This is a genomic window from Pantoea sp. LMR881 (genome assembly GCF_027157825.1).
Classification (GTDB): Bacteria; Pseudomonadota; Gammaproteobacteria; order Enterobacterales; family Enterobacteriaceae; genus Pantoea; species Pantoea haifensis.
This window is the reverse complement of the sequence record NZ_JAPVOK010000002.1, coordinates 3,646,763-3,668,867: the sequence shown is the minus strand read 5'-3', so window position 1 is coordinate 3,668,867 and position 22,105 is coordinate 3,646,763. Positions and strand designations below refer to the sequence as shown.

The 22,105-nt window shown below is 49.7% G+C and carries 12 protein-coding genes and 5 pseudogenes; 4 read left to right on the top strand and 13 right to left on the bottom strand.

Annotation, left to right across the window (positions count from 1 at the left end; genetic code table 11):
* Positions 1 to 4 precede the first annotated feature (4 nt).
* From O3W44_RS18995 to wbaP, 10 genes and pseudogenes are all read right to left on the bottom strand, one after another.
* A complete protein-coding gene (locus O3W44_RS18995) occupies positions 5 to 757 on the bottom strand; it encodes a glycosyltransferase family 2 protein (RefSeq protein ID WP_269294260.1) in 753 nt (250 codons plus the stop codon).
* Between the two features lie 73 nt (positions 758 to 830).
* Positions 831 to 1,748: a glycosyltransferase family 2 protein gene (locus tag O3W44_RS18990; RefSeq protein WP_269294259.1), complete on the bottom strand. Its 918-nt coding sequence runs from the start codon at positions 1,746 to 1,748 to the stop codon at positions 831 to 833.
* 69 nt (positions 1,749 to 1,817) lie between these two features.
* Positions 1,818 to 2,881: pseudogene (locus O3W44_RS18985) on the bottom strand (acyltransferase family protein).
* A gap of 132 nt (positions 2,882 to 3,013) precedes the next feature.
* Positions 3,014 to 3,736, bottom strand: a complete 723-nt coding sequence (locus O3W44_RS18980; protein WP_269294258.1) for an SGNH/GDSL hydrolase family protein — start codon at positions 3,734 to 3,736, stop codon at positions 3,014 to 3,016.
* Positions 3,737 to 3,751: 15 nt separating this feature from the next.
* A pseudogene (locus O3W44_RS18975) lies at positions 3,752 to 4,890 on the bottom strand (EpsG family protein).
* Between the two features lie 280 nt (positions 4,891 to 5,170).
* The gene (wzc, locus tag O3W44_RS18970) at positions 5,171 to 7,348 is read right to left on the bottom strand and encodes a tyrosine-protein kinase Wzc (protein ID WP_269294257.1); all 2,178 of its coding nucleotides are present in this window, start codon (positions 7,346 to 7,348) and stop codon (positions 5,171 to 5,173) included.
* 12 nt (positions 7,349 to 7,360) lie between these two features.
* Positions 7,361 to 7,795 carry an arsenate reductase/protein-tyrosine-phosphatase family protein gene (locus O3W44_RS18965; RefSeq protein ID WP_269294256.1) on the bottom strand — a complete coding sequence of 145 codons (435 nt, stop codon included), beginning with the start codon at positions 7,793 to 7,795 and terminating at the stop codon, positions 7,361 to 7,363.
* A 9-nt stretch (positions 7,796 to 7,804) separates the two neighbouring features.
* Complete coding sequence (locus tag O3W44_RS18960; protein ID WP_269294255.1) at positions 7,805 to 8,944, bottom strand: polysaccharide export protein; 1,140 nt, start codon at positions 8,942 to 8,944, stop codon at positions 7,805 to 7,807.
* Positions 8,945 to 8,958: 14 nt separating this feature from the next.
* The gene (locus O3W44_RS18955; protein WP_269294254.1) at positions 8,959 to 9,243 is read right to left on the bottom strand and encodes a hypothetical protein; all 285 of its coding nucleotides are present in this window, start codon (positions 9,241 to 9,243) and stop codon (positions 8,959 to 8,961) included.
* Positions 9,230 to 10,662, bottom strand: a pseudogene (gene wbaP, locus O3W44_RS18950) (undecaprenyl-phosphate galactose phosphotransferase WbaP). The gene O3W44_RS18955 and the pseudogene wbaP overlap by 14 nt, the downstream one beginning before the upstream one ends.
* A 786-nt stretch (positions 10,663 to 11,448) precedes the next feature.
* Between wbaP and O3W44_RS18945 the strand changes: the two are divergent.
* Positions 11,449 to 13,023, top strand: coding sequence for a TerC family protein (locus O3W44_RS18945; protein WP_269294253.1), 1,575 nt, complete (start codon positions 11,449 to 11,451; stop codon positions 13,021 to 13,023).
* Between the two features lie 12 nt (positions 13,024 to 13,035).
* Here the strand turns inward: O3W44_RS18945 and asmA are convergent, their stop codons facing one another.
* The 3 genes from asmA to udk all read right to left on the bottom strand — a co-directional run bounded on the left by asmA (position 13,036) and on the right by udk (position 16,176).
* Positions 13,036 to 14,859, bottom strand: a complete 1,824-nt coding sequence (gene asmA / locus O3W44_RS18940) for an outer membrane assembly protein AsmA (RefSeq protein WP_269294252.1) — start codon at positions 14,857 to 14,859, stop codon at positions 13,036 to 13,038.
* A gap of 16 nt (positions 14,860 to 14,875) precedes the next feature.
* Complete coding sequence (dcd, locus tag O3W44_RS18935; protein WP_269294251.1) at positions 14,876 to 15,457, bottom strand: dCTP deaminase; 582 nt, start codon at positions 15,455 to 15,457, stop codon at positions 14,876 to 14,878.
* A gap of 77 nt (positions 15,458 to 15,534) precedes the next feature.
* Positions 15,535 to 16,176: a uridine kinase gene (udk, locus tag O3W44_RS18930; protein WP_269294250.1), complete on the bottom strand. Its 642-nt coding sequence runs from the start codon at positions 16,174 to 16,176 to the stop codon at positions 15,535 to 15,537.
* A 286-nt stretch (positions 16,177 to 16,462) separates the two neighbouring features.
* Here udk and O3W44_RS18925 point away from each other — a divergent pair, with 286 nt between their 5' ends.
* The 3 genes and pseudogenes from O3W44_RS18925 (at position 16,463) to yegD (ending at position 22,001) form a co-directional block, all read left to right on the top strand.
* Positions 16,463 to 17,077, top strand: a complete 615-nt coding sequence (locus tag O3W44_RS18925; protein WP_269294249.1) for a phosphatase PAP2 family protein — start codon at positions 16,463 to 16,465, stop codon at positions 17,075 to 17,077.
* A 166-nt stretch (positions 17,078 to 17,243) separates the two neighbouring features.
* Positions 17,244 to 20,554 (top strand): annotated as a pseudogene (locus O3W44_RS18920) (diguanylate cyclase).
* A gap of 95 nt (positions 20,555 to 20,649) precedes the next feature.
* A pseudogene (yegD, locus tag O3W44_RS18915) lies at positions 20,650 to 22,001 on the top strand (molecular chaperone).
* Positions 22,002 to 22,105: the final 104 nt, after the last annotated feature.

Sequence of the window (22,105 nt, the reverse complement as noted above, 5' to 3'; positions counted from 1 at the left end):
CGGCTTAACGATGCTTAAGGGTAAACAGCACCCCATTCACCATATACCAGGCGTAATAGTAATAGATTTTTAAAGGATTGTTTTTATAGATAATTCTTAATAATTCAAGGTGCCATTTCGCCGCTTTGTTTTTATTGCGTGAAAGGGAATCCCCTAATTCGTAATAATTGACAAGAATTGTCTGAATCACGCGTGCCTGCTTATAGCGGGTAAACAATTCAAAAAGGAACAGAAAATCTTCGTGGCCTTTCCGCTGGAAGAAAATACCCTGTGGCGGACGGCGGAAACAGACCGATGAGAAACAGACGCGATACTGCTTCTTTACGAAGTTTTCTTGTTGCAGGTAGGGTTTGGAATAGGTGATATCGTGGTCGGCGTTGCGGGTTTTATAGTGATATTCGGTAATAACAAAATCATCGCCAGCCGCAATGGCTGCGGCCTGCTGTGCCAGTTTGTCAGTATGCCACTCATCATCGCTATCAAGAAAAGCAATGATCTCTTCGCGGGCCGCCCGTAGCCCTACGTTGCGGGTTTCTGCGGCCCCCATGTTAACGGCGTTATCCAGAATGGTAATACGTGCATCCTGACAATGTTCACGAACAAATTCGAGTGAGTCGTCGGTGGATTTATCATTGACCAGATAAAGGTGCCAGTCGGTGTAACTCTGATTGATAATAGATTGCACGGCGCGTAATACCGTCTGACGTGCGTTATACATAGGCATAACGATGCCAACGGTTCCAACGTGATTAATCATCTTCGTTCCTGAATAAAAAAGAAATCACCAAAAATTTGCGCCTGCTAACAGGAGCAAAGCGGATCTAAAGGACTCAGGAGAGCGCCTTCTCACCGCCAAAACGCGACCTCACCTTATCTTTCAGACGATTCATAAAGTAAGCGCGATTGTCTTTATTGGTCAGAAAGAAGTAGCGTGCAAAGCTCACGCTAGCCATCAAGGCATTACCATCCATTTTATAGCGCAACGGCAGTTTGAAGGCTTTGTAAGTGTGAATGTCACGCGGCGTCAGGTGCGGTTTCATGGTATCCAGCCAGAAAATCGAATACTTCACCGATTCGCCTTTATGTTTGGAACCAAATTTGGTGACCAGATGATAATTCGCCAGGGGTGCGCTAATCATTTCGAAGGCATAACCCATACGGTCAGCGCGAATGCAGAAGTCATAATCCTGATGACGAATATAGCGCGCATCAAACTGGATTTTAGCCGCGTCTTCCCGCTTCAACACAATGGTGCTGGTCTGGATAAAGCCATAGCAGCCAAACAGATATTCAGCAACGGTTTCATCTTTACCCGGTGGCTGCATTGGCATGACTTTCAGGAAATTGCCATCCTGATAGATATTCACCTGGCTGAAGATGACAACGTTTTGCTTGCCCTGGGCCTCCAGCTCAGCAATTTTTTCACTGACTTTCAATAATTTGTCAGCATGCCATTCATCATCGGCGTCCAGAAAGCTGACATAATCGCCCGTCGCTAATTCAATACCTTTATTACGGGCACCCGCTCCGTTCAGCTTTACGTCAGACAGCACCAGATTGATAGCTAAATCCTGATAGCGTTCGCTGCGCACGACTTCAGCCAGCGCAGCGGCATCAGCGGATTTATCATCCACGATAATCACTTCAAAATTGCGGTAGCTCTGCGCTTTAACACAATCGAGTGTGGTAACGATAGATTCTGACGCGTTGTAAGCAGGAATTACGATGGAGAAACGAATATCCTTCATTGCCAGCACCTCATTCAAATAACACAAAATTTAAAGACATAATCTGTATAAAAGAAATTCGTTGATGTCCTAATTTGATGGCGAGGCTTTGATCGCCACTTTTTTCTTGCTGCTGCCAATAAACGGCTTTTCCACATAGAGGTAAGTCAACTTCGCAACATAAAACGAGACCACGAAGAAGAGTGTGGAGAGCAAGGTATAAAACAGAAACGAATGCTGAATCATTGACGCCGGGATTTGCTTGATGAAGTAAAGCACCACGCCATGAATCAGATAGAGGCTGTAACTGACTTCGCCAATCGCCATCAGGGTTTTGTTTTCCAGCAGTCCAAACACGGCATTGCCGCTGCTGACAATCAGAAAGATGCCTGACAGGCACACCAGAAAGACCAGGTAAAAGAAATTGTTACTGGTAAACGTCAGTGAGAACAGCGTCAGCAGTATCACAACGATGCTCGCAACACTTGATGTTTTATAGCGGGTAAACAGGTCCCGGTAGGTATACGCCATATACCCCATAGCAAAACCGAGCACCGGGCGAGGATCGGTGTAAGCCGTACTCCATAAACGCAAACCCACGGCCACACAAAAATGATGCCAATCGACGCCATGATTAACAGCGTTTTATATTTGCCGCCCGTTGCGCGATTCACCACGTAAATCAGCGGGATCGATAAATAGAGCATCCATTCCAGGCGCAACGTCCACTCTACGCCAGCGTTAACATCCGCCGTTAAGAAGCTGCCAATGTAGTAATTGCCTACAAACAACAGCCACTGCACAGCATCTGTTAATTGAGTGAAGCCAAATTTGAGATCGCCGTGCAGCAAACCGATGCTGATAATGACAAAACCCGAAAACCAGAACATCGGTAAAATACGCCGTATGCGTGATTTTAGTAACTTCACTGTCAGCTGTCCCGGCGACATCGCCTCGTTATCCAGCCAGCGATAAAACAGGAATGCTGAGATCATGAAAAATAGCAGCACGCCAAATTTGCCCGCATTAACGAAAAAGTTACCTTCTGAAAACAGCGAGAAATAATGCTTATCAAAGATCCACTCGTGATCAAGTGAATAGATATAGTGAACCAAATGAGAAAACGCGACGATGCTTGCCAGTAGCGCACGCATCCCGGAAATACTTTTTATGCCGCTCTCGTTGTAAATACCTTTATGGTAAGAAAAGGCGCGCAAAATAAGGAGCGCCAAACAAAATGACAGCACCATGATAAAAATATACATGTCAGCTCCTGTTAAAAACCATTAGCTGTTACGCTTTAAAACTTTATCAAAACTGGCGCTCAATACATCGAAAGTACGCTGTGCTTTTTGCTTATAAAGTTCTTCAGAAGGATGGATACAATCTGGCGACATCTCTTTTTGCCAGTCACGATTCTCTTTTATCACACTAAACTGCCTTACAATCGGTACATTTTGCTCTTTCGCAACTTCATTTAACTGATAAACATAAGGCCAGATATTCCAGCGTTCTGCCCGGCCACAAACAGGGTTCGGCTCTTGTAATATCACCAACTTATTACTGGCTTTCGCCCCTTTCACCAGTGCCGTCATAATACGTCTATATTCTTGTGGGCTTTCCTGGTGTGCTTTCTTATCTTTATAAAAATAAATACGCGCATCGTTGATGCCGTAATTCAGTAAAATGATACTGGCACTGGATTGACGCATACGCTCTGCCCAATCCAGATGCGATTTATTGTCCTGCGTTATCACCAGTTCAGCGGCTTGCGCACCCGGTACGCCATGATTTTTCACTTCAATATCATCGCCATACGTCTTTTTCAATAACTGATGTAAATAGTTAATTTCGTTGTTTTTTGTAATGACATTCCGGCCACCAGAGGAAATAACCCCTGCGGTAGTCGAATCACCGTAGGCGGCAATAATAAGCGGCTTTTGATTATCGGCTGCCTGCGCCAGCAGTGGCGCAGACATCATCAGAACGGTAAGCAACGTTTTTGTCATAGTTCCTCTTAAACGTTAATGAAATACTTTGAATTCACGAGCAACTTCATAGCCAACAACGGCCTGCTTCTGTGAAATCGTGTTGTAATAGAGGTAATAGACAAGAAAGAAAGCAAACATCGCAAACATTGCAGGTTTTAATATTTTTCTGGACTGATAAATCAACGACGTGAGAAGTATCGGTTCAACCTGCAACAGGTAGTTCGACAAGCGTGCGCCTGAAGAGTAGTTATAAAAGAAGATCCTGATCCCGCCGCCAATAGCGAACGTCAAAATTAATAAATAATTGAGGCGGTAAAGTGCATAGTCGTCACGTTTGAGCTGTTCGCTTAACATGAAATAGACAAAGATAAACACTAACGCCACATTCTTCAGGTTAGAAATAGAGAAGACGCTGCCGGTCTCTGCCGCCGCTGAGTTATCGTTATTATATCCCGCAGCCCTTTCCCCTAACGATCCCAGATGGGAGGAAATCAAGGCAACAAATCCCATTCCACCTACTTTTGACAGCGGGATACTCGCGACGATTATCAGCACCGGCCACCAGCGTGATTCACGAATAAACAGGAAAGGAATAATGGTAACGACCATAACTGCAGTGTTATGACTTAAGAATGAGAGTACAAAAAAACCAAATGCCAGCCAGTAACGTTTTAAATAGATTGTCCACAGCACACCGAGAAAAAAGGCGGAACTTAATCCAAAGCGTATCTGGTTTACATCTTTGTTGATGTAAATGTGTGCGGAATAAAGCACCAGCGCCAGAACTGGATATGGCGACATTTTTTTGAAGAAAATGGCATTGACCGCAACCGCCAGAATACAGAACACAAATAAAAATGCGCTTGAGTTATGTGAAATCAGGCTGGTTATCCAGGCAATAGCAAAAATCAACGGCTCGTAACGGAAGAACGCCACGGTGGTAAAGAAACCGTTAACCTGAATACGTTGAATAAAATCGTCAAAGAAGCTGCGGTACTGGTAATCATCCATTCCCGTGCCTAATCCACGAATGCCACCAAAGATAATTAATGTAACCGCGGCAACACAAAGCATCCAGGTAAGAAGATGAATGCTTCGTTCATTTTTTTCAGCAGGATTTCGACCAGACCAATGACCAGCAAAAACCCTGATATATACCAATATGGAGCCATGGTGTGATTCCTTAATTCCACAAGTTCTCATGCCAACAGTGACTTGCGCTAATGACATCCAGCTGTCTCAGCGTATCGTGCACTCCGCACCAAAGGCGGATAGTGAACGAAAAGTCACGTTGATAAGGCTTCTGTTTAGAGGCACGCGTTATAAGACGTTTAGGTTCGTCGCGTTGTTTTAGCGTTGACCACAGAATGACCTGTGCAAATCGTTGCGTGTCGTCATGCAAATCGTGCGATAAAAAGGGGCGGTCTGCCCGCCCCTTTAACCACTCAATGATCAGCTTTTGGTCGGTTTACCGTATTCATAATCGTAATAGTCGAAACCATACCCGTAAGCATTCGCCGCTTTACGTACCACGGCGTTAAGGATCACACCTTTAATCTCAATACCATTCTGGGCAAAGCGTTTGAAACTCACATCCACTTCTTTCGTGGTGTTGGTTTCAAAACGCGCCACCATCAGCGAAGTGCCTGCCAGCTTACCGATGATTGACGCATCGGTAACAGCCAGAATTGGCGGCGTATCGATCAGCACCAGGTCGTAGTTCTTGCTTGCCCAATCCAGCAACTCACCCATGCGGCGATGCATTAACAGTTCCGACGGGTTCGGTGGCACCTGGCCGCGTGGCAGGAAGTCAAAGCCATACACACCTTTTTGAATCAGCGCCGGGCTGAATTCAGTTTTCCCTGACAGCACGTTCGACAAGCCTGACTTGTTTTCAGCGCCTAACAGTTCATGGGTATAACCACGACGCATATCACCATCAATGAACAGTACACGCTGGCCCGCTTTTGACACCAGCGTTGCCAGGTTGGCACAGATAAAGGTTTTACCAATTCCTGGGCTGGCACCGGTAATCATCAGGATATTGTTCTTCGCTTCCATCATGGCGAAATGCAGACTGGTACGCAGACTACGTATCGCTTCGATCGACAGGTCAGTTGGGTTACCCAGCGCCAGCAACGTATCGTGCGGATCGCTTTTGAGTTTTTGACCGCGACGCGCCAGTGCTTCGGTATCCTTTTTACGCTGCCACTCAGAAAGCGGGACGCTGGCGTACACGTTCATGCCCAGCTCTTCCAGCTGATCCGGGTTTTCGATGCCGTGATGCAGTAACGCTTTCAGCAGAACCAAACCGACTGAAACGAACAGGCCGAAGAGCAGGCTAGCTGCAATGATTAACATTTTCTTCGGGGCGACAGGTGAGTTGGCTGTTTCAGCATTATCGATGATACGAACATCACCTACGGTGCTGGCTTTACTGATGCCCAACTCTTGCTGACGATTCAGCAACTGCATGTAGATTTCCTGGCCTGACTGAACATCACGCGTCAGACGTAAGATCTCTTGCTGCGTTTGCGGCATTTGCGAAATTTTCTTGTTCAGCTGCGCCTGCTCACCTTCCAGCGTTTTGCGTTTTTCCAGCAATGCACGGTAAGTCGGGTGATCTTTGGTGAACAGCTGTGAAACTTCCGCTTCACGGAAAGTCAGCTCATTTAACTGGCTCTGCACGCTGACCGATGAATCCAGGGCTGATTTGGCTTCCAGTGAAAGGTCAACCGATTCGTTCTGGCGACGGAATGTGTTCAGCTTGTTTTCCGCGTCATCCAGTTTGGCGCGCACTTGCGGCAACTGATTACGCAGGAACTCCAGGCTTTTTTCCGCTTGCTCAGATTTACGCTCAACGTTCTGCAACAGGTAGTTATTGACGATCTGACTCAGAACTTTGCTGGTCTTAACGGGATCTTCACCCAAATATTCCAGGCCTAATACGCCGGTATCTTTACCTTTATCCGCGACGGACAAATTACTCAATACCGAGTTGATGGCTTGCAGATCGTTCAGCTTGGTGACAGTGAAGCTGGTGCCTTCTTCAGCGTCGATTCCGCTCACCAGCATGGTGATCTCACCGTGAGTTTCCAGCTGACCGACTTTACCCTTGAACAGCTCGTCGCCATCTTTCGAAACGGTATAGGTATCGGGGCCGGTGACTTCCAGCTCAACATTACGCTTATCAACCGTGCGGGGAATTTCCAGGCGGGAAATAGCAATATCAGACGGTTTGTTGCCCATCAGGCGTGACAAACCTTTACCGATAACCGGGAAATAGTTCTGCTCAACAACCGTGTCCAGACCCAGATCGTTAACGGTTTTACCGATAACCATACGGGATTCCAGAATTTGAATTTCCGTATCTGATGCTGGCGTGGCTGGCAGAATGTTTTGCAGATCGTCGAGTACCGAACTGGCATTCTTCTGCTCAACCTGCACTAAGGCATCAGCACTGTAGATCGGCGTTGCGAAGAGTGTGTAGAGCGTTCCCACCAGCATAAAGAAGGCGGTAACGGCAACAATGATCCAGCGATGATCGATCAGCTGTCCCACAAGATGCGCCAGATCCCATCCATTCGAATCCTCTCTCGGCGCGGTCATAACCTTGTTTTTTATATTCATGGATAATCCCAACTATCGGCTTAATACGTTGACCCATTTCTGGGTAGCGTTTTCCAGTAACCCGTAAACCTCTTCAAAGGCCTCACGGCTTTTTCTGTACGGATCCGCAATTTCTCGTTGATTGAGCCAGTGCCCAAGTAACATGGTTTTGCCACGTGCGGCCGGGTCGATGCGATTAACCTGCTCAACGTGCCGCTTCTCCATGACCAGAATCAGGTCGTAATTACGGCACATATCTGCCGTTAATTGCTGCGCCTGATGACCTTCCAGCGACAGGCCGTGTACAGCGGCCACATCACTGGCAGTCTGGTCTGCCGGGTAACCTTTCAGCGCGCCAAGCCCTGCTGAGGCTACACGGGTATGAGGAAGTGCGCGTTTAAACAGGCGCTCCCCGGTTGGAGAGCGGCAAATGTTGCCAACGCAAACGACTAACACGGACGTAATCATGGCTAAACCTTAGTTTGACCAGTTGCGGAAACGCAGTGCGCTCTCGCTCGCGTCGTTGATGCCCGCGATGGTCGGCAACAGCTGCGAAATTACGCGGTTCCAACGCGTGAGCGGCGTGGAGGTGACATACACGATGTCGTAAGGTTCCAGTTGGAATTCGGTACCCATCACCATCGATGCCGCATCTTTAGTATTCAACTGATAGATGTTGGCAATCTTGCTGCGATTGGTGCCACGGATTGGACGGATAACAAACACACCCGTTGCGTCAGACGTGGTTTGATCCATGCCTTGTGCATTACCCAGTGCTTCCGCCAGAGTCATGCCGCTACGGTCCATCTTCAGGGTCGTTTGCTGACGCACTTCACCCATGACGAAGACTTTCAGCTCATCGTTACGTGGCACATACAGAATGTCGCCAGGATAGAGCAGATGGTTTTGGCTCAGGTCGCCATTTTGCATCAATGCCTGCAGAGAAATGCGCTGCTCGCGACCATTATGGGTGAGTACCACATTGCGCCAGTCTGCATCGGCAGTCAGGCCGCCCGCGGCGTTGATGGCATCCAGAATGGTCAATGGCACGTTAGTAATGGGCTGCTGGCCTGACGTGGTGACCGAGCCGGTTACGTAAGTTTTTTGCGATTTAAACGACGCGATGCTGACATCAACCTGAGGGCTTTCAATGTACTGTGCCAGGCGGCGTGCAATTTCGTTACGTACTTCCCCAACGGTACGGCCCGCTACGCGAACACGACCAATGTAAGGGTAGAAGATTGTCCCGTCGGAATGCACCCAGTTGCCGGTGTCGCTGGCACTACGATACTGCCCCGCTGGGGTTGTCAGTTCTGGGTGATCCCATACGGTTACGGTCAGTACATCACCAACACCGATACGGTATTCATAGTTTTGAATCTCGTTTTGCAGCGCAGGATTGGCTTGCGCAACGAGGGGTTTGGGACGCATCTGCTCGACCAGGCGCGGTGTTAATGGAAAGACGTTGACGTATTTGTCGATGTCAAAGTTGCTGTCCTGTTGCTCAATGACATCTTTTCCCATAGTGGACAGGCGTTGACCTGGTTCGATCGTACACCCGGTGAGAAAAGTGGCGGATACCAACAAAGGTATCAATTTCATTTTGATTGTAATCATTTAGATCTTCGCTATCAGTTATTGATTGATAGAGGCGAATACGCCGCTGTGTAAGCGTCCAACAAAAAGTAAACCCATCTAATTAAGCACTGAACCTGTTGTTCATTATCCTTTGCTCCTGTTTTTTCTGTCGCCGCCAGTGAACAAGGCGAAATACCTTTAAGTACATCATGAGTGCTATCAAATAATGACTTAACGCCTTGGTTTATGGCTGCTAAAGAGACGCCTGACAACGGCACTAAAAGTGGAGAACCTGTACAGTACGTTCCCCTTTTCGCCTCACGATCAATACGCACCATCTCGCTTCAGCACGACACCCACTGTTTTGAACAGAATGGCGATGTCATTCCACAGTGACCAGTTTTTCACATACCACGAGTCAAAATAGACCCGCGTTTCATAATCAACGTCGTTACGACCGCTGACCTGCCACAATCCCGTCATGCCTGGCTTCGCCATCAGGTAATAATCAACATCACCGGCATAACGACAAAGTTCGTCTTCAATCACGGGGCGCGGACCAACCAGACTCATGTCTCCCCGAACCACGTTCCACAACTGTGGCAGTTCGTCGAGGCTGGTTTTACGGATAAAATGGCCCACTTTAGTAATGCGTGGATCGTTTTTAAGTTTGAAATCTTTGTCCCATTCCGCCCGGGCCACCGGATCGGTGCGCAAGACTTCTTCCAGCACTTCTTTTGAATTGATCACCATGGAGCGAAACTTAAGGCATTTGAATTTACGACCATTCATACCCACGCGTTCATGACCATAAATGGGTGGCCCCCGTCACGACCCACCATGAAACCCAGCACCAGAAGCGCAGGCAGTAACATCACGATAATGGCGAGCGCGCCTACGATATCGAATGCACGTTTCAGGAAGCGCGAAGTCCGTTTTGCCAGATTATTTTGCACCCGAAGAATCATCACTTCGTGGCTAAAGATGTACGCCATATCCGTGCCGTAAAGTGGCACACCGCGCAGGGTAGGAATGACAGAAACTGAACGGCAATTGTGCATCGCCAGCGATTTCAGCCACATGTCACGATACTGGCTCTGCTCAAATTCAACCGCCACGATAAACTGCGTTTCGCTGTTGGTCAGGCTCCATAATTCCTGCTCATCACGCAGAACCGGCACGCCGGAAATGCTGCCTTGTGGACAGGTGCCGTCAACGTCGTAAAAGGCGATGACATCAAAGCCCATCACTTCTTCACTCTGTAATGCCTGCCAGGCTTCCTGTGCATTTTTACTGCTGCCGATAATAATGGTTTGCTTTTTCCACAAACCGTATTGATTCAAGACGCGTTTTGAAAGAGCACGGCAAACAGGAATTAACATTAACGCCAGCGCCCATGTTAATAACCACACAAAGCGCGACATCTGCCATTGTGATAATGCGGTAATCGACAAATCAATAACGGAGAAAATAAGAATGGTACGAAAAATTTCTTTTAATTCGAACCAGAAAGGCTTGCGGTAAGTATAGTGACGCAGCCTGACCCAAAACCATCCTACGCAAATAATGGACAGACAAATATGGGTGGCGATTTTTAAATTCATTTCTTTTTCAGATATATCTGCCAGCGGTGAATCTGACATCATATTAATAAGCATCATTGCGACAAATAATGCCGCATTGAAGCAAATTAAATCTGAACAGGCTAATAATAATTTGGTGATAAGACTTTTAAACGTAAATTCGGTGTCGCGCATATTTAACTCTTTATTTTATTTCCTTAAACCCGTAACGCTCAAGCCTGTATATTAATTGAGCGGTGTTGCATTTTCAGGCTGAAACGTTGCTGAGGTGAGCTCCTGCGGCGTTTACGCCAATGCTCTTACCAATAAACCAATAAAATTGTGATAGATACCAACAGATTACTCTGACTTTCATGCAGTAATGAGTTGGTTATTTAATAAACGAAGAAAGCAATTCAGGCACGCTACCGCCCTTGGCTGTCGCTGCCAATACCGCTAATCATCATATTTCCCTGCATGATGAACCGATAAGGGACGCATAAAGCGCCGCTTTCCCGGTCGAGATCACAATTCATAACTTTTAACGCTGATTCACCGCGCGAATAACAACATAAGCGCAGACATTTACTAACTCGTTGCTATACTAGTTATTACTGGCTTGTTTACAAGTAGGCCCCGCCTTCCCTGGACTATTTTAGGAATAAGACTACCACTCATTAGTATTGAGGCCAGTCAGCACTTACCATTCCCTCTGCAAAATTCAGATTTATTCCATACTCAAAGCGCGAAGAAATTGCATCAGAATTGCATGCCAGAATGAGACGAAAAGTTATTGGCTTTGCGAGATTCACTTTTTCCTCGCGTGCAAATTTAATGCAATACGAAAAAAGCGGCTGTCAAAATCAGGCAATATACTGACATAAAGCGAGCCGAAACCTTACAGAACGGCTATTTGTCGCCTGCTTTTTACTCCACTATCATCAGATAAACCTCATTTTCAGACATTCAGGTGAATAAAGCATGTTGGAGGGAATAACCGATCCTTCGCTGTGGGCAGGATTAGTCACGCTTATCGTTCTTGAGCTGGTGCTGGGCATTGATAACTTAGTGTTTATCGCTATCCTGGTGGAGAAGCTTCCAGAAAAGCTTCGCGACCGCGCGCGGGTGATTGGCTTAGTGCTTGCGCTGCTGTGTCGATTACTGCTGCTTGCCTCACTTTCATGGCTGGTGACGCTGACTCAACCGCTGGTAACGCTGTGGGACCACGCTTTTAGTGCACGCGATCTGCTGCTGCTGTTTGGCGGTATTTTTCTGCTATTTAAGGCCACTACGGAATTGAATGAACGGCTCGAGGGCAGTGATGACGATCCAGGTCAACAAAAAGTCGGTGCTAAATTCTGGCCCGTTGTGGCACAAATTGTGGTTCTGGATGCCATCTTTTCATTAGACGCGGTAATTACTGCTGTTGGCATGGTAAAAGATTTGCCTGTCATGATGACGGCCGTGACTATCGCTATCTTATTGATGTTATTAGCCAGTAAGCCGCTTACCCGCTTTGTAAACAGCCATCCCACCATTGTTATTCTCTGTCTTAGTTTTTTACTGATGATTGGTTTCAGCCTTGTGGCGGAAGGCTTTGGCTTTGTGATCCCGAAAGGCTATTTGTATGCGGCGATTGGTTTCTCAGTGCTGATTGAGGCGCTTAATCAACTGGCACAATTTAATCGCCGTCGGGTTTTATCGGCGGGTAAGCCTTTACGCCAGCGTACTGCTGAAGCTGTGCTTCGTTTATTACGGGGTGAAGCTGAACGGGCCGAACTGGATGCAAAAACATCGTCTCTGATTGCGGACAATCATTCTGGCGCCTTATTTGATCGCCAGGAGCGGGTAATGATCGCCCGGGTATTGGGGCTGGCGCAGCGTCACGTCAACACTATTATGACCTCACGTCACGATGTAGAGCACATCGATTTGAGAGAAGATCCGGCAGAAATCATGTCCCGCCTCGATCGCAATCAGCATACCCGCATTCTGGTGACGGAAAATACCAATGAACCGCTGGGCGTGGTTCACATCATCGATCTGCTGCATCAATCGCTGCATCACGATTCCCTCGATCTTCGTGCGTTGATCCGCCAGCCGCTGGTGTTCCCGGAGCGATTAACCCTGTTACAGGCACTGGAGCAATTCCGACAGGCTCATACGCACTTTGCATTTGTGGTGGATGAGTTTGGTTCAGTTGAAGGGGTGGTGACGCTGAGTGACGTAATGGAAACCATTGCAGGCAATCTGCCTAATGAAGCGGGGGAAATTGATGCACGTTATGATATTCAGCCCAACGGCGACGGCGGCTGGATTGCAAATGGCCATATGCCCCTGGAAGATCTTGCGATGTACGTCAAATTGCCGCTGGATGAAAAGCGCAGTTATCACACGCTGGCGGGATTATTGATGGATAGCCTGCAACATATTCCACAGGAAGGCGAAGAGCTGGAAGTGGGTAATTATCTGTTACGCACTTTGCAGGTAGATAACCATCGCATTCAGAAAGTCGAAATTATCCAGCAGCCTGCGACTGCGGATTATGAAGTATGATGAAAGCGCCCATTACGGGCGCAGTAAATTCTTCATATTTTGATTTTTGTCATTATCCTGCTGGCGATCTATCCACTGATTTAAACGGGATTTTGCCTCGCTCTGTAACCTGTCACGTAATATCTGATCGACCGGCAATGAATATTGCACATTATTCCAGTTACCAAATATGCGCAGCGGAATAGCCTGCTCAGAGAGGGCCGCCACCAGCTTTTCATCACCGCTCCAGCCGGTGAGATTCAGGCCAAGCGTCATATCTAACTGCTGTTGCACCAGGTTAACCTGGCCTTTGCCCTGTAATGCCAGTTTGTTTCCGTTGCCGTTCAGATCGCTGAAGGTCAGTTGCCCATGATCCAGCACCATTTTTCCAGCAATCTGTTTGATCCCCTGCTCTTCGTTGCCATCACTGCTTACCCGATTACTCACTCGCGCCACGGCACGACGCACCATTTGTTGCAGATTAATCTGGGCCAGCCTGAGATCGCTGGCGCTGATTTCTGCACTGCCCTGCCAGCGGCTTTTCGCCGCCGCCACAGAGAGGTCTGTTCCTGAAAGCTGACCCGAAAGCGTCACCGTTCCCTGCAAGGATTCGGGTAATTCAAAAGCCTTAAGCAATGGCTGAATAGCAATCTGCTGTAATTCTGGCCGTAAGTTAACCCGCGTTTCGGGCTGACGAATATCTATCGTCCCGGGCAAAGAGAAGCTGCCCGCGCCAGACGTACCTTTGAAGGTATTCAGCGTCATTAAGCCTTGCTGATTACTGGCGTCAATTTGCAGATTATTCAGCGTCAGGCCGCGCCATACCGCATTATCAGCGCGCAGTTGAAGCAGCAGATCCAAAGTATTGAGTTGCGAATCCGCATTATTTTGCAGGCGCGGTTCGGCAATAACCGGCGCGCGGGCCACCACCGCGTGTTGAGCACCTTGCGTCTCAGGCACCGGCGCATTAGCCATCAGGTTATCGAAATTAAGCGTCGTCGCATGCAGGTTGAGTGCTAAATGCTGCGGCACGGCCAGGCTTCCTTCGGCATGACCTGACAGCGTTGTGTCATTGGCAACCAGTTGCAGATTCGACACAGAAAACTGTTGGTTGTCATCCTGCCAGCTGCCTTCGAGGCTAAGTGTTCCTTTGATGCCCTGCGGAGGAATATTGGCACCCGCAAGGGTGTAATCCAGTTGACTAATTTTACCGCTAAGACGATGCGGATAGTGTGCCGCATCCAGCTGGCCTTTGAGGTTCACGGTCGCGTTGCGTTGATTACGCGACAGGCTGGTACTGAGCGCAACTGTGGCTTGTTTACGCGCGTCCTGCTCCAGATTGAGATTAAAGTTGCGGAAGTTATATTCTTCTCCTCCCGCACGCTGCCAAATCAGCAGGCTGTCAGCAACTTTAAGCTGGCCAATATCGAATGACCACCCGTTTGAAGACGAAGCGGGCTGTTCATTACGTGGCGCCTGTGGCGCATTTTTTGGCGTTTGCGTCGCGCTGTCTGGGGTGACGCGCACCACCGCATTTTTCAACATGACCTGTCTGACTTGCAACTGGTGCGATAACAACGGCCAGAGCGCCACATCAAGACGCATATTCTCCGCCGAAACCAGCGGTTGCGCTGCACCGGGTGCGGTCAGGCTCATGCGCCCGGCCAGAATGCTCATTTGTGGCCAGACGTGCCAACGCAGATCACCTTGTAATGCAAGCCGATAACCACTGCGTTGTTCAACCTGTTGCACCATATAGGCACGGAAGTCGTTGGGATTCACCAGTAATACTAATGCGGTCATTCCCGCTACGACCACCACCAACAAGATGGCCAGCGTGGTTATCACTCTTCTCATGACATCCTCAGTGCAATCAGTCTTTGTCGATACGGCTGGCGTCAGCACCCTGCTGTCCGCGGTATTTAGCGTCTTCGCGGCGATTATAAGGCCGTGCAGCCGGGCCAGAGAGCGGTTCAAAGCTCAGTGCGCCAATCAGCATGCCAGGGCGTAATGCCAGCGGCAATTTACCGGAGTTATAAAATTCAAGCACGATGCGACCATGCCAGCCAGGATCGATGCGGTGCGCAGTAACATGCACCATCAGACCGAGACGCGCCAGCGAGGAGCGCCCATCCAGCCAGCCCACTAAATCGTCAGGAATAGTGACCGACTCCAGCGTAACCGCCAGCGCCAGCTCACCCGGATGCAAGAAAAAGGCTTCACCTTCCGGCAGCACGATTTCGTCGCTCATGACGCGATCGAGCGCCGCGCTGACTTCGTGTTTGGGACCGCTCAGATCGATATAGGCTGCGGTGTGTCCACTAAAGGTGCGGAACTGGTTGCCCAGACGCACATCGACCGTGGCGCCATTGATGCGTTCCACCGGGGGGCGCGGCGTAATTGCCAGCTTGCCAGTGTCGAGCCAGGCTTCAATATCGCGGTCGCATAATCTCATTGACGTAACTCCATGACGTAAGTGTAGCGAACAGACGCCGCTGCGCACTGTTCGCACCACATCCCGTGGGACGCGGACTATTCAAAAAACTGGTTGATTTTGGCTTTGAGGATATCAATAGCGATACGGTTTTTCCCACCACGCGGCACAATGATATCGGCGTACTGTTTAGACGGTTCGATAAACTGCAGGAACATGGGACGCACCGTTTTCTGATACTGGCTCATTACGGAGTCCATAGAACGTCCACGTTCGTTAACGTCACGTTTCATACGACGCATCAAACAGATATCCAGTGGCGTATCAACAAAAATAGAAAAGTTAAGTTCCTGACGCAGACGCGCATCGGTGAGCAGCAGAATCCCTTCCAGAATGATCACTTTTTTGGGTTTCAAATGAATCGATTCTTTGGTGCGGGTATGTTCAACATAGCTGTAAACAGGCAACTGGATATCCTGGCCCGCTTTTGCCGCCCGCAAATGCTGCAACAGCAAATCATGATCCATCGCGCTGGGATGGTCATAATTGGTTTTAACCCTCTCTTCCATGGTGAGGTGACTTTGATCTCTGTAATAAGCATCTTCCGGGATCACCCCGATATGCTCGTCACCAACCTGATCACGGATTTCACGATAGAGCGTGCTGGCGATTAAACTTTTACCGGATGCGGAGGCACCGGCAATGCCAACAATCACGCACTGATGAGACTTGTCAGTCATACTTTCAAAGACCTGATAACTGGAGCCTGCAACTGTACACGGATTACGCGTTCAGTTCGCGGGCCTAAATGGAGAGGGTGAGTTGGCGCTAAGTATAGGGATTTCGTCGTTTTGATGCCAGAGAAATGGCGCCAGCACGTTTTCAGATTTTACCCTTTTGCAGCTAATCGTTTCATCGATAAACTGGTTATCCATTTTGTTTTGAATGAGCCGGCATTGGCGAAACGCTTTTTTCGCCGAATGATAACGGGAATCATTGTAGCCGATCACATTCACAAGGAGTCCTATGCACTGGAAAACCTTAACCTATTTTGGCGACAGCATGTTGTTGATTCCGACAGCAGTCATCATCGCACTCGTTCTACCGTGGAAGAGTGATAATCGCCGCACAGTGCTTTACTGGATTGTGGCATTTGGCCTGGCAGGCCTGTTTGTCAGCCTGTCCAAAATTCTGTTTCTGGGCTTTGGTATTGGCAGTGCGCGCTTTAACTTTACCGGCTTTAGCGGCCACAGCGCCATGTCCGCTACGCTATGGCCCGTGATGTTGTGGCTGATCTCGGGCCGCTGGCCGGTCTTATGGCGCGGTTTTGCTATTGGTGTCGGCTATATGATCCCGCTGATGGTTGGCTTCTCGCGACTGGTGATCCACGCCCACTCAAAAAGCGAAGTGGCAACGGGCTTGCTGCTGGGTTTTACCCTGAGTACGGCTTTTTTAATTTCCCAGCGGCGTACCGCACTAAAAGGGTTTAGCTGGCCGCAGGTCAGTGTCGCGCTGCTGGTGCCGTTATTGCTGTTCGGCCACGGTCGTGTTGCTACTACCCAGCAGTTTCTTGAGCGTTTTTCTGCCGATCTCGCGGGGTTAGAAAAACCCTTCACCCGCGCCGATCTTTTTCGAAAGTAATCAATAGTATGACTCTTTATTGAGCAAAGCGTCATTCTATCCCTCGAATAACGCACAAAAGTGATTTCACGGCAATATTCTCTGACGAATGTGCTAGCATGCCCGAAAGTGAATGACGAGTGCATATTTCGCCTTTGCGAAGCAGTGCACGCTGCTGGGTTTATGCATGACCATTGAAATAATGTCCTCGCCAAACAAAACGCACAACCGATTGCTCAGCGCCTTACTGCTGGGCGTTAGCGCCTTTTTCTGACGCTGTTTTGCCTCGAACTGATCATGGTCAGTGGAAAAATTTCCCCGCTGTGGTTTGCGACAGCGTTAATGACCGTGGTGGTGTTTCGCTGCCCGTTGCGCGATCTCCCTTTACTGCTGCTGTGCTGTGTTATTGGCACCGCGTTCGCTAACGCCCTGGTGATTGGCCCGGCCTTTTCGAATATAAAATTTGTTCTCCTGAATCTGTTGCAGGCGCTGACTGGCGGCTTCCTGTTACGTCTTTTACTGGATCGGCGGGCTCCGCTGAACTCAATGCTCGACTGGGCGCGGTTTATCGGTTCAGTTGGCATCATTACGCCGCTAATTGGCGGTGCAGTAGCCACGTTGCTGCTGCATACCGGCGACAAAGTCTCCTATTCTTTCTTTTATATGTGGGTCATCTCTGAAGTGATTGGCATGCTGGCACTCGGGCCGGTTCTGCTGTTGCTTCCCTGGCCGCACAGGCGCCTCAATCTTTCAGAATTGCGTATCACTGAAACCCTGTTCACGCTGGCACTCACCCTGACCGCCAGTTATCTGGCGCTGCGCTTCATGCCGTGGCCGTTTACCTTTATCGTGGTGATTTTATTTTGGTGTGCAGTACGCCTGCCAAAACTTGAGGCGTTTATTCTGTTTTTCCTCAACGCCTGCTTTATCTCAACGCTGTTGGCATTTGATCTCATCTCTGTGAGCAGAAGCAACAGTACGTTTGGCCAAATCAGCAGTTGGTTGCCCTTTTTGCTGGTGTTAATTCCCAGCCACGTGATGTCACTGATAATGGATGCTTTTCAGCGTGAAAAAAATCATATCAGTGAAAGCGAAACGCGCTTTCGTCATGCTATGGAGTATTCTGCAATCGGTATGGCGCTGGTGTCACCACAAGGTGCCTGGCTTCAGGTCAACCATTCGCTGTGTCAGACGCTTGGCTACCCGGAAGATGAACTCAAACGCCTCACCTTTCAGCAGATTACGCATCCTGACGACCTCAATAATGACCTGACGCAGCTCAATAAATTGCTGAGCGGTGAAATCTATACCTACACGCTGGAAAAACGCTACTTTCGTAAAGACAATGACATTGTGTGGGCGCGCCTTACGGTGTCGCTGGTACGCGATGCGGCTCAGCAACCGCTCTATTTTATTGCGCAAATCATCGATATTTCGGAACTGAAACAGAGCGAACAGGTGAATCGCCGCCTGATGGAGCGCATTACCCTTGCCAATGAAGCAGGAGGTATTGGCGTATGGGAATGGAATTTACTGACTGGCGAAATGCTGTGGGACAAGCGGATGTATGCGCTGTTTGGTCTCGCGCCTCATGAGTCACCCAGCTACGATCTCTGGCTGCATTTGATGCACCCAGCCGATCGTGAACATGTTGCTTTGATCATCCAGCAGGCCATTGAACACCGCAGCGCCTTTCACATGGAATTTCGTATTACTACTCCTGACGGTCAACGCTGGTTACGCACGCAGGCAAACCGGCTTTTGAGCCAGGAGGGCCGTATTGAACGCATGCTGGGAATTTGTCAGGACATCACCTCGCTGCGCACGCTGAACGAGGCCCTGTTCCAGGAAAAAGAGCGCATGGCCATCACGCTTGATTCCATCGGTGAAGCGGTAATAAGTACCGATGTAGAGATGCGCGTGACCTTTATGAACCCCATCGCTGAAAAGCTTAGCGGCTGGTCGCAGGAGCAAGCGGCTGGCAAACCCTTAAGTGAACTGCTGCACATTACCCAGGGCCGCCTTGGTGCGCAGATTGAAAATTTGCTGTTGTGTCATTTGCCCCATGAAAAAACTACGCCAGATGTTGCAGAAGAGCTGGTACTACATACACCTGCGGGTGAGAAGCTCGATATTCACTACAGCATCACCCCGCTGAAATCTGAAGCGGGCGCAGAAATGGGGGCGGTAATGGTTATTCAGGATGTCAGCGAATCGCGTAAAGTCATGAAGCGCCTGAGTTACAGCGCCCTGCACGACACGCTGACCCGCCTGCCAAACCGTGCCAGCTTTGAGCATCAGCTGAAACGCCTGTTGATGGCTGCCGCAGAGCATCAACAGCAGCATGTGCTGGTATTTATCGATCTCGATAAATTTAAAGCGGTGAACGATACGGCCGGACATGCCGCAGGTGATGCACTGTTACGTGAATTGTCAGAATTGATGCAGCATCACCTGCGCAGCAGTGACTTCCTGGCGCGACTGGGGGGTGACGAATTTGCCCTGCTGATGCCGGAGTGTCAGGTTGATCCCGCGCGCGAAGTAGTTCAGCGCATTGTCAGCGCCATTAATGATTACCGCTTCCACTGGCTGGGCCGTGTTTATCAAGTGGGTGCCAGCGCCGGTATGACGCAAATCTCGCCTGAGAATTGCCACAGTAGCGAGGTCCTTTCCCAGGCCGATGTCGCCTGTTACAACGCGAAACGCAGCGGACGTGGTCGGTATGTGGTGTATGAACAACATCAGTTACCGCTGGCGGGTGAACACCACCCGCTAAATGCCGCCGCCCTGAATGCGCTGAAAATTGATCTGAATGCCTGGGCGGTTGCCCCGCCGCAAACGCCGCAAGCCCACTCTTTTTGGCTACTGGAACCGGTGTTTACGGCAAATGGCACGCTGCTAGATGAATCGCTGTTACGTAATAACTTGCCCGATGAAGCCTTACAGCGGTTGATCGATAACAATATTATTGAGGCTTTCTTCCGGCATGACCTGCAGACGCTGAGTAAAAAAGGTATCGCTGTGATTTTGCCTCTGAATGCCAACGCGCTGAACGATGCTGAGTTCGTGCAACGCTTATGCAGCCGATTTAATCAAGCGGGTCTGGCTACCTGTCGCAGCGGTTTTGCCTTCGATGCGGCAAGCGTGCTGAATGGCAGCGATCGCCTGCATGCGGCACTGCTGCAATTACGGCATTGCGGATGCCGCATTGTGCTGGCGCATTTTGGTCGCAACCTTGACGCATTCAATCAACTGACCGGCGAGATGGTAGATTGCCTGCTGCTGTCACCTGAACTGATCGCCAACGTGCATAGCAACCTGATGGATGAAATGCTGGTGTCAATTATTCAGAGTCAGGCCGGGCAGCGAAATATTGCATTACTGGCGGGGCCGGTTACAGTACCTGCCGTGTTGAACACGCTGGCAAGCCGCGAAGTCAGTGGTGTCTGGGGCAGCGCAGTGGCCGCACCGCAACGGCTTGAGACGCTGGCTGAGTAGCCTCTTCTTCCCGCTCATGATCCCTCTGGTGGGAGCTTGCCAGCCAGTTAAAGCTGCGCTAAAGTCGCCCCCTTTTTTCCGGCATGGGGGCGAAAATGTTCATAGGGTTCGATTACGGCACGGCCAACTGTTCAATTGCAGTAAGCGAAAAGGTGCGCCGCGTCTGTTGACGCTGGAAAATGGCCAGCGTTTGCTACCATCAATGATCTGTGCGCCAACGCGTGAATCCATCAGTGAATGGCTTTATCGTCACCACCAGGTTGCTACACCCGATAGCGAAACCACGGCGCTGTTACAGCGTGCGCTGCGTTTCAACCGCGAAGAAGATATTGATGTTCTGCCAAACAGCGTGCAATTCGGTTTGACCGCGCTACAAAACTACATGGTCGATCCTGAAGATGTCTGGTTCGTTAAATCCCCTAAATCTTTTCTGGGTGCCAGCGGTCTGAAGCCGCAGCAGATTGCGCTGTTTGAAGATCTGGTGTGCGCCATGATGCTGCATATTCGTCAGCAAGGTGAAAGCCAGCTCGGCCAGGCAATCGATCAGGCAGTGATTGGTCGCCCGATTAACTTTCAGGGTTTGGGCAGCGAAGACGCTAACCAGCAGGCAGAAGGCATTTTGTTACGCGCCGCCAGACGCGCCGGCTTTCGGGATGTTGAGTTTCAGTTTGAGCCGGTTGCAGCCGGTCTGGATTTTGAAGCCACGCTGGAAAAAGAGACGCGCGTGCTGGTTGTCGATATTGGCGGCGGAACCACCGACTGCTCCATGCTGCTGATGGGCCCACAGTGGCGCAATCAGGCCGATCGCCGCGAAAGCCTGCTTGGCCATAGCGGCTGCCGTGTCGGCGGTAACGATCTGGACATCATGCTGGCATTCAAAACGCTGATGCCGCTACTGGGCCTGGGTGGAAACACGCAAAAAGGCACCGCCCTGCCCGCTCTGCCGTGGTGGAATGCCGTTGCCATCAATGACGTTCCGGCACAAAGTGAATTTTATTCCGCTGCCTGTGGCAAACTGCTGCGCGATTTAGTGCGCGACGCTGAGAACAGCGACGTGGTTACGCGCCTGCTGAAAGTGTGGCAGCAAAAACTGAGCTATCGCCTGGTGCGTGCGGCAGAAGAGAGCAAAATTGCGCTATCCGATCGTGCTGAAACCGACGCCCTGCTCGATTTCATCGCGCCCTCTCTGCATACCGCGATTAGCGTTAATATGCTGCAAGAAGCGATCAGTCAGCCGCTGGAGAAAATTCTTGAGCAGGTTGATTTGGCGCTTGCCACCAGCTCGATTAAACCCGATGTTATTTATCTGACCGGCGGCAGCGCCCGTTCGCCGCTGCTGCGCGCCGCGTTACAGCAGGCCCTGCCAGGTACGCCAGTCGCAGGTGGCGATGATTTTGCTTCAGTAACCGCCGGGCTGGCGCGTTGGGCTGAAGTGATGTTTGCCTGATGGTTTATGTAATGTCCGTAAAACGGCCCTTTAAGGGCCGTTTTTTGTGGCTGTAATTTAAGCTGAAAGATCCGGGCCAGCAACAGCGTGGCCGGGCTGCTTTT

Excerpts from the sequence above, each read along its gene's own strand:
- O3W44_RS18995 (WP_269294260.1), bottom strand. The coding sequence starts at position 757 with ATGATTAATCACGTTGGAACCGTTGGCATCGTTATGCCTATGTATAAC.
- O3W44_RS18990 (WP_269294259.1), bottom strand. The coding sequence starts at position 1,748 with ATGAAGGATATTCGTTTCTCCATCGTAATTCCTGCTTACAACGCGTCA.
- O3W44_RS18980 (WP_269294258.1), bottom strand. The coding sequence starts at position 3,736 with ATGACAAAAACGTTGCTTACCGTTCTGATGATGTCTGCGCCACTGCTG.
- wzc (WP_269294257.1), bottom strand. The coding sequence starts at position 7,348 with ATGAATATAAAAAACAAGGTTATGACCGCGCCGAGAGAGGATTCGAAT.
- O3W44_RS18965 (WP_269294256.1), bottom strand. The coding sequence starts at position 7,795 with ATGATTACGTCCGTGTTAGTCGTTTGCGTTGGCAACATTTGCCGCTCT.
- O3W44_RS18960 (WP_269294255.1), bottom strand. The coding sequence starts at position 8,944 with ATGATTACAATCAAAATGAAATTGATACCTTTGTTGGTATCCGCCACT.
- O3W44_RS18955 (WP_269294254.1), bottom strand. The coding sequence starts at position 9,243 with ATGGTGCGTATTGATCGTGAGGCGAAAAGGGGAACGTACTGTACAGGT.
- O3W44_RS18945 (WP_269294253.1), top strand. The coding sequence starts at position 11,449 with ATGTTGGAGGGAATAACCGATCCTTCGCTGTGGGCAGGATTAGTCACG.
- asmA (WP_269294252.1), bottom strand. The coding sequence starts at position 14,859 with ATGAGAAGAGTGATAACCACGCTGGCCATCTTGTTGGTGGTGGTCGTA.
- dcd (WP_269294251.1), bottom strand. The coding sequence starts at position 15,457 with ATGAGATTATGCGACCGCGATATTGAAGCCTGGCTCGACACTGGCAAG.
- udk (WP_269294250.1), bottom strand. The coding sequence starts at position 16,176 with ATGACTGACAAGTCTCATCAGTGCGTGATTGTTGGCATTGCCGGTGCC.
- O3W44_RS18925 (WP_269294249.1), top strand. The coding sequence starts at position 16,463 with ATGCACTGGAAAACCTTAACCTATTTTGGCGACAGCATGTTGTTGATT.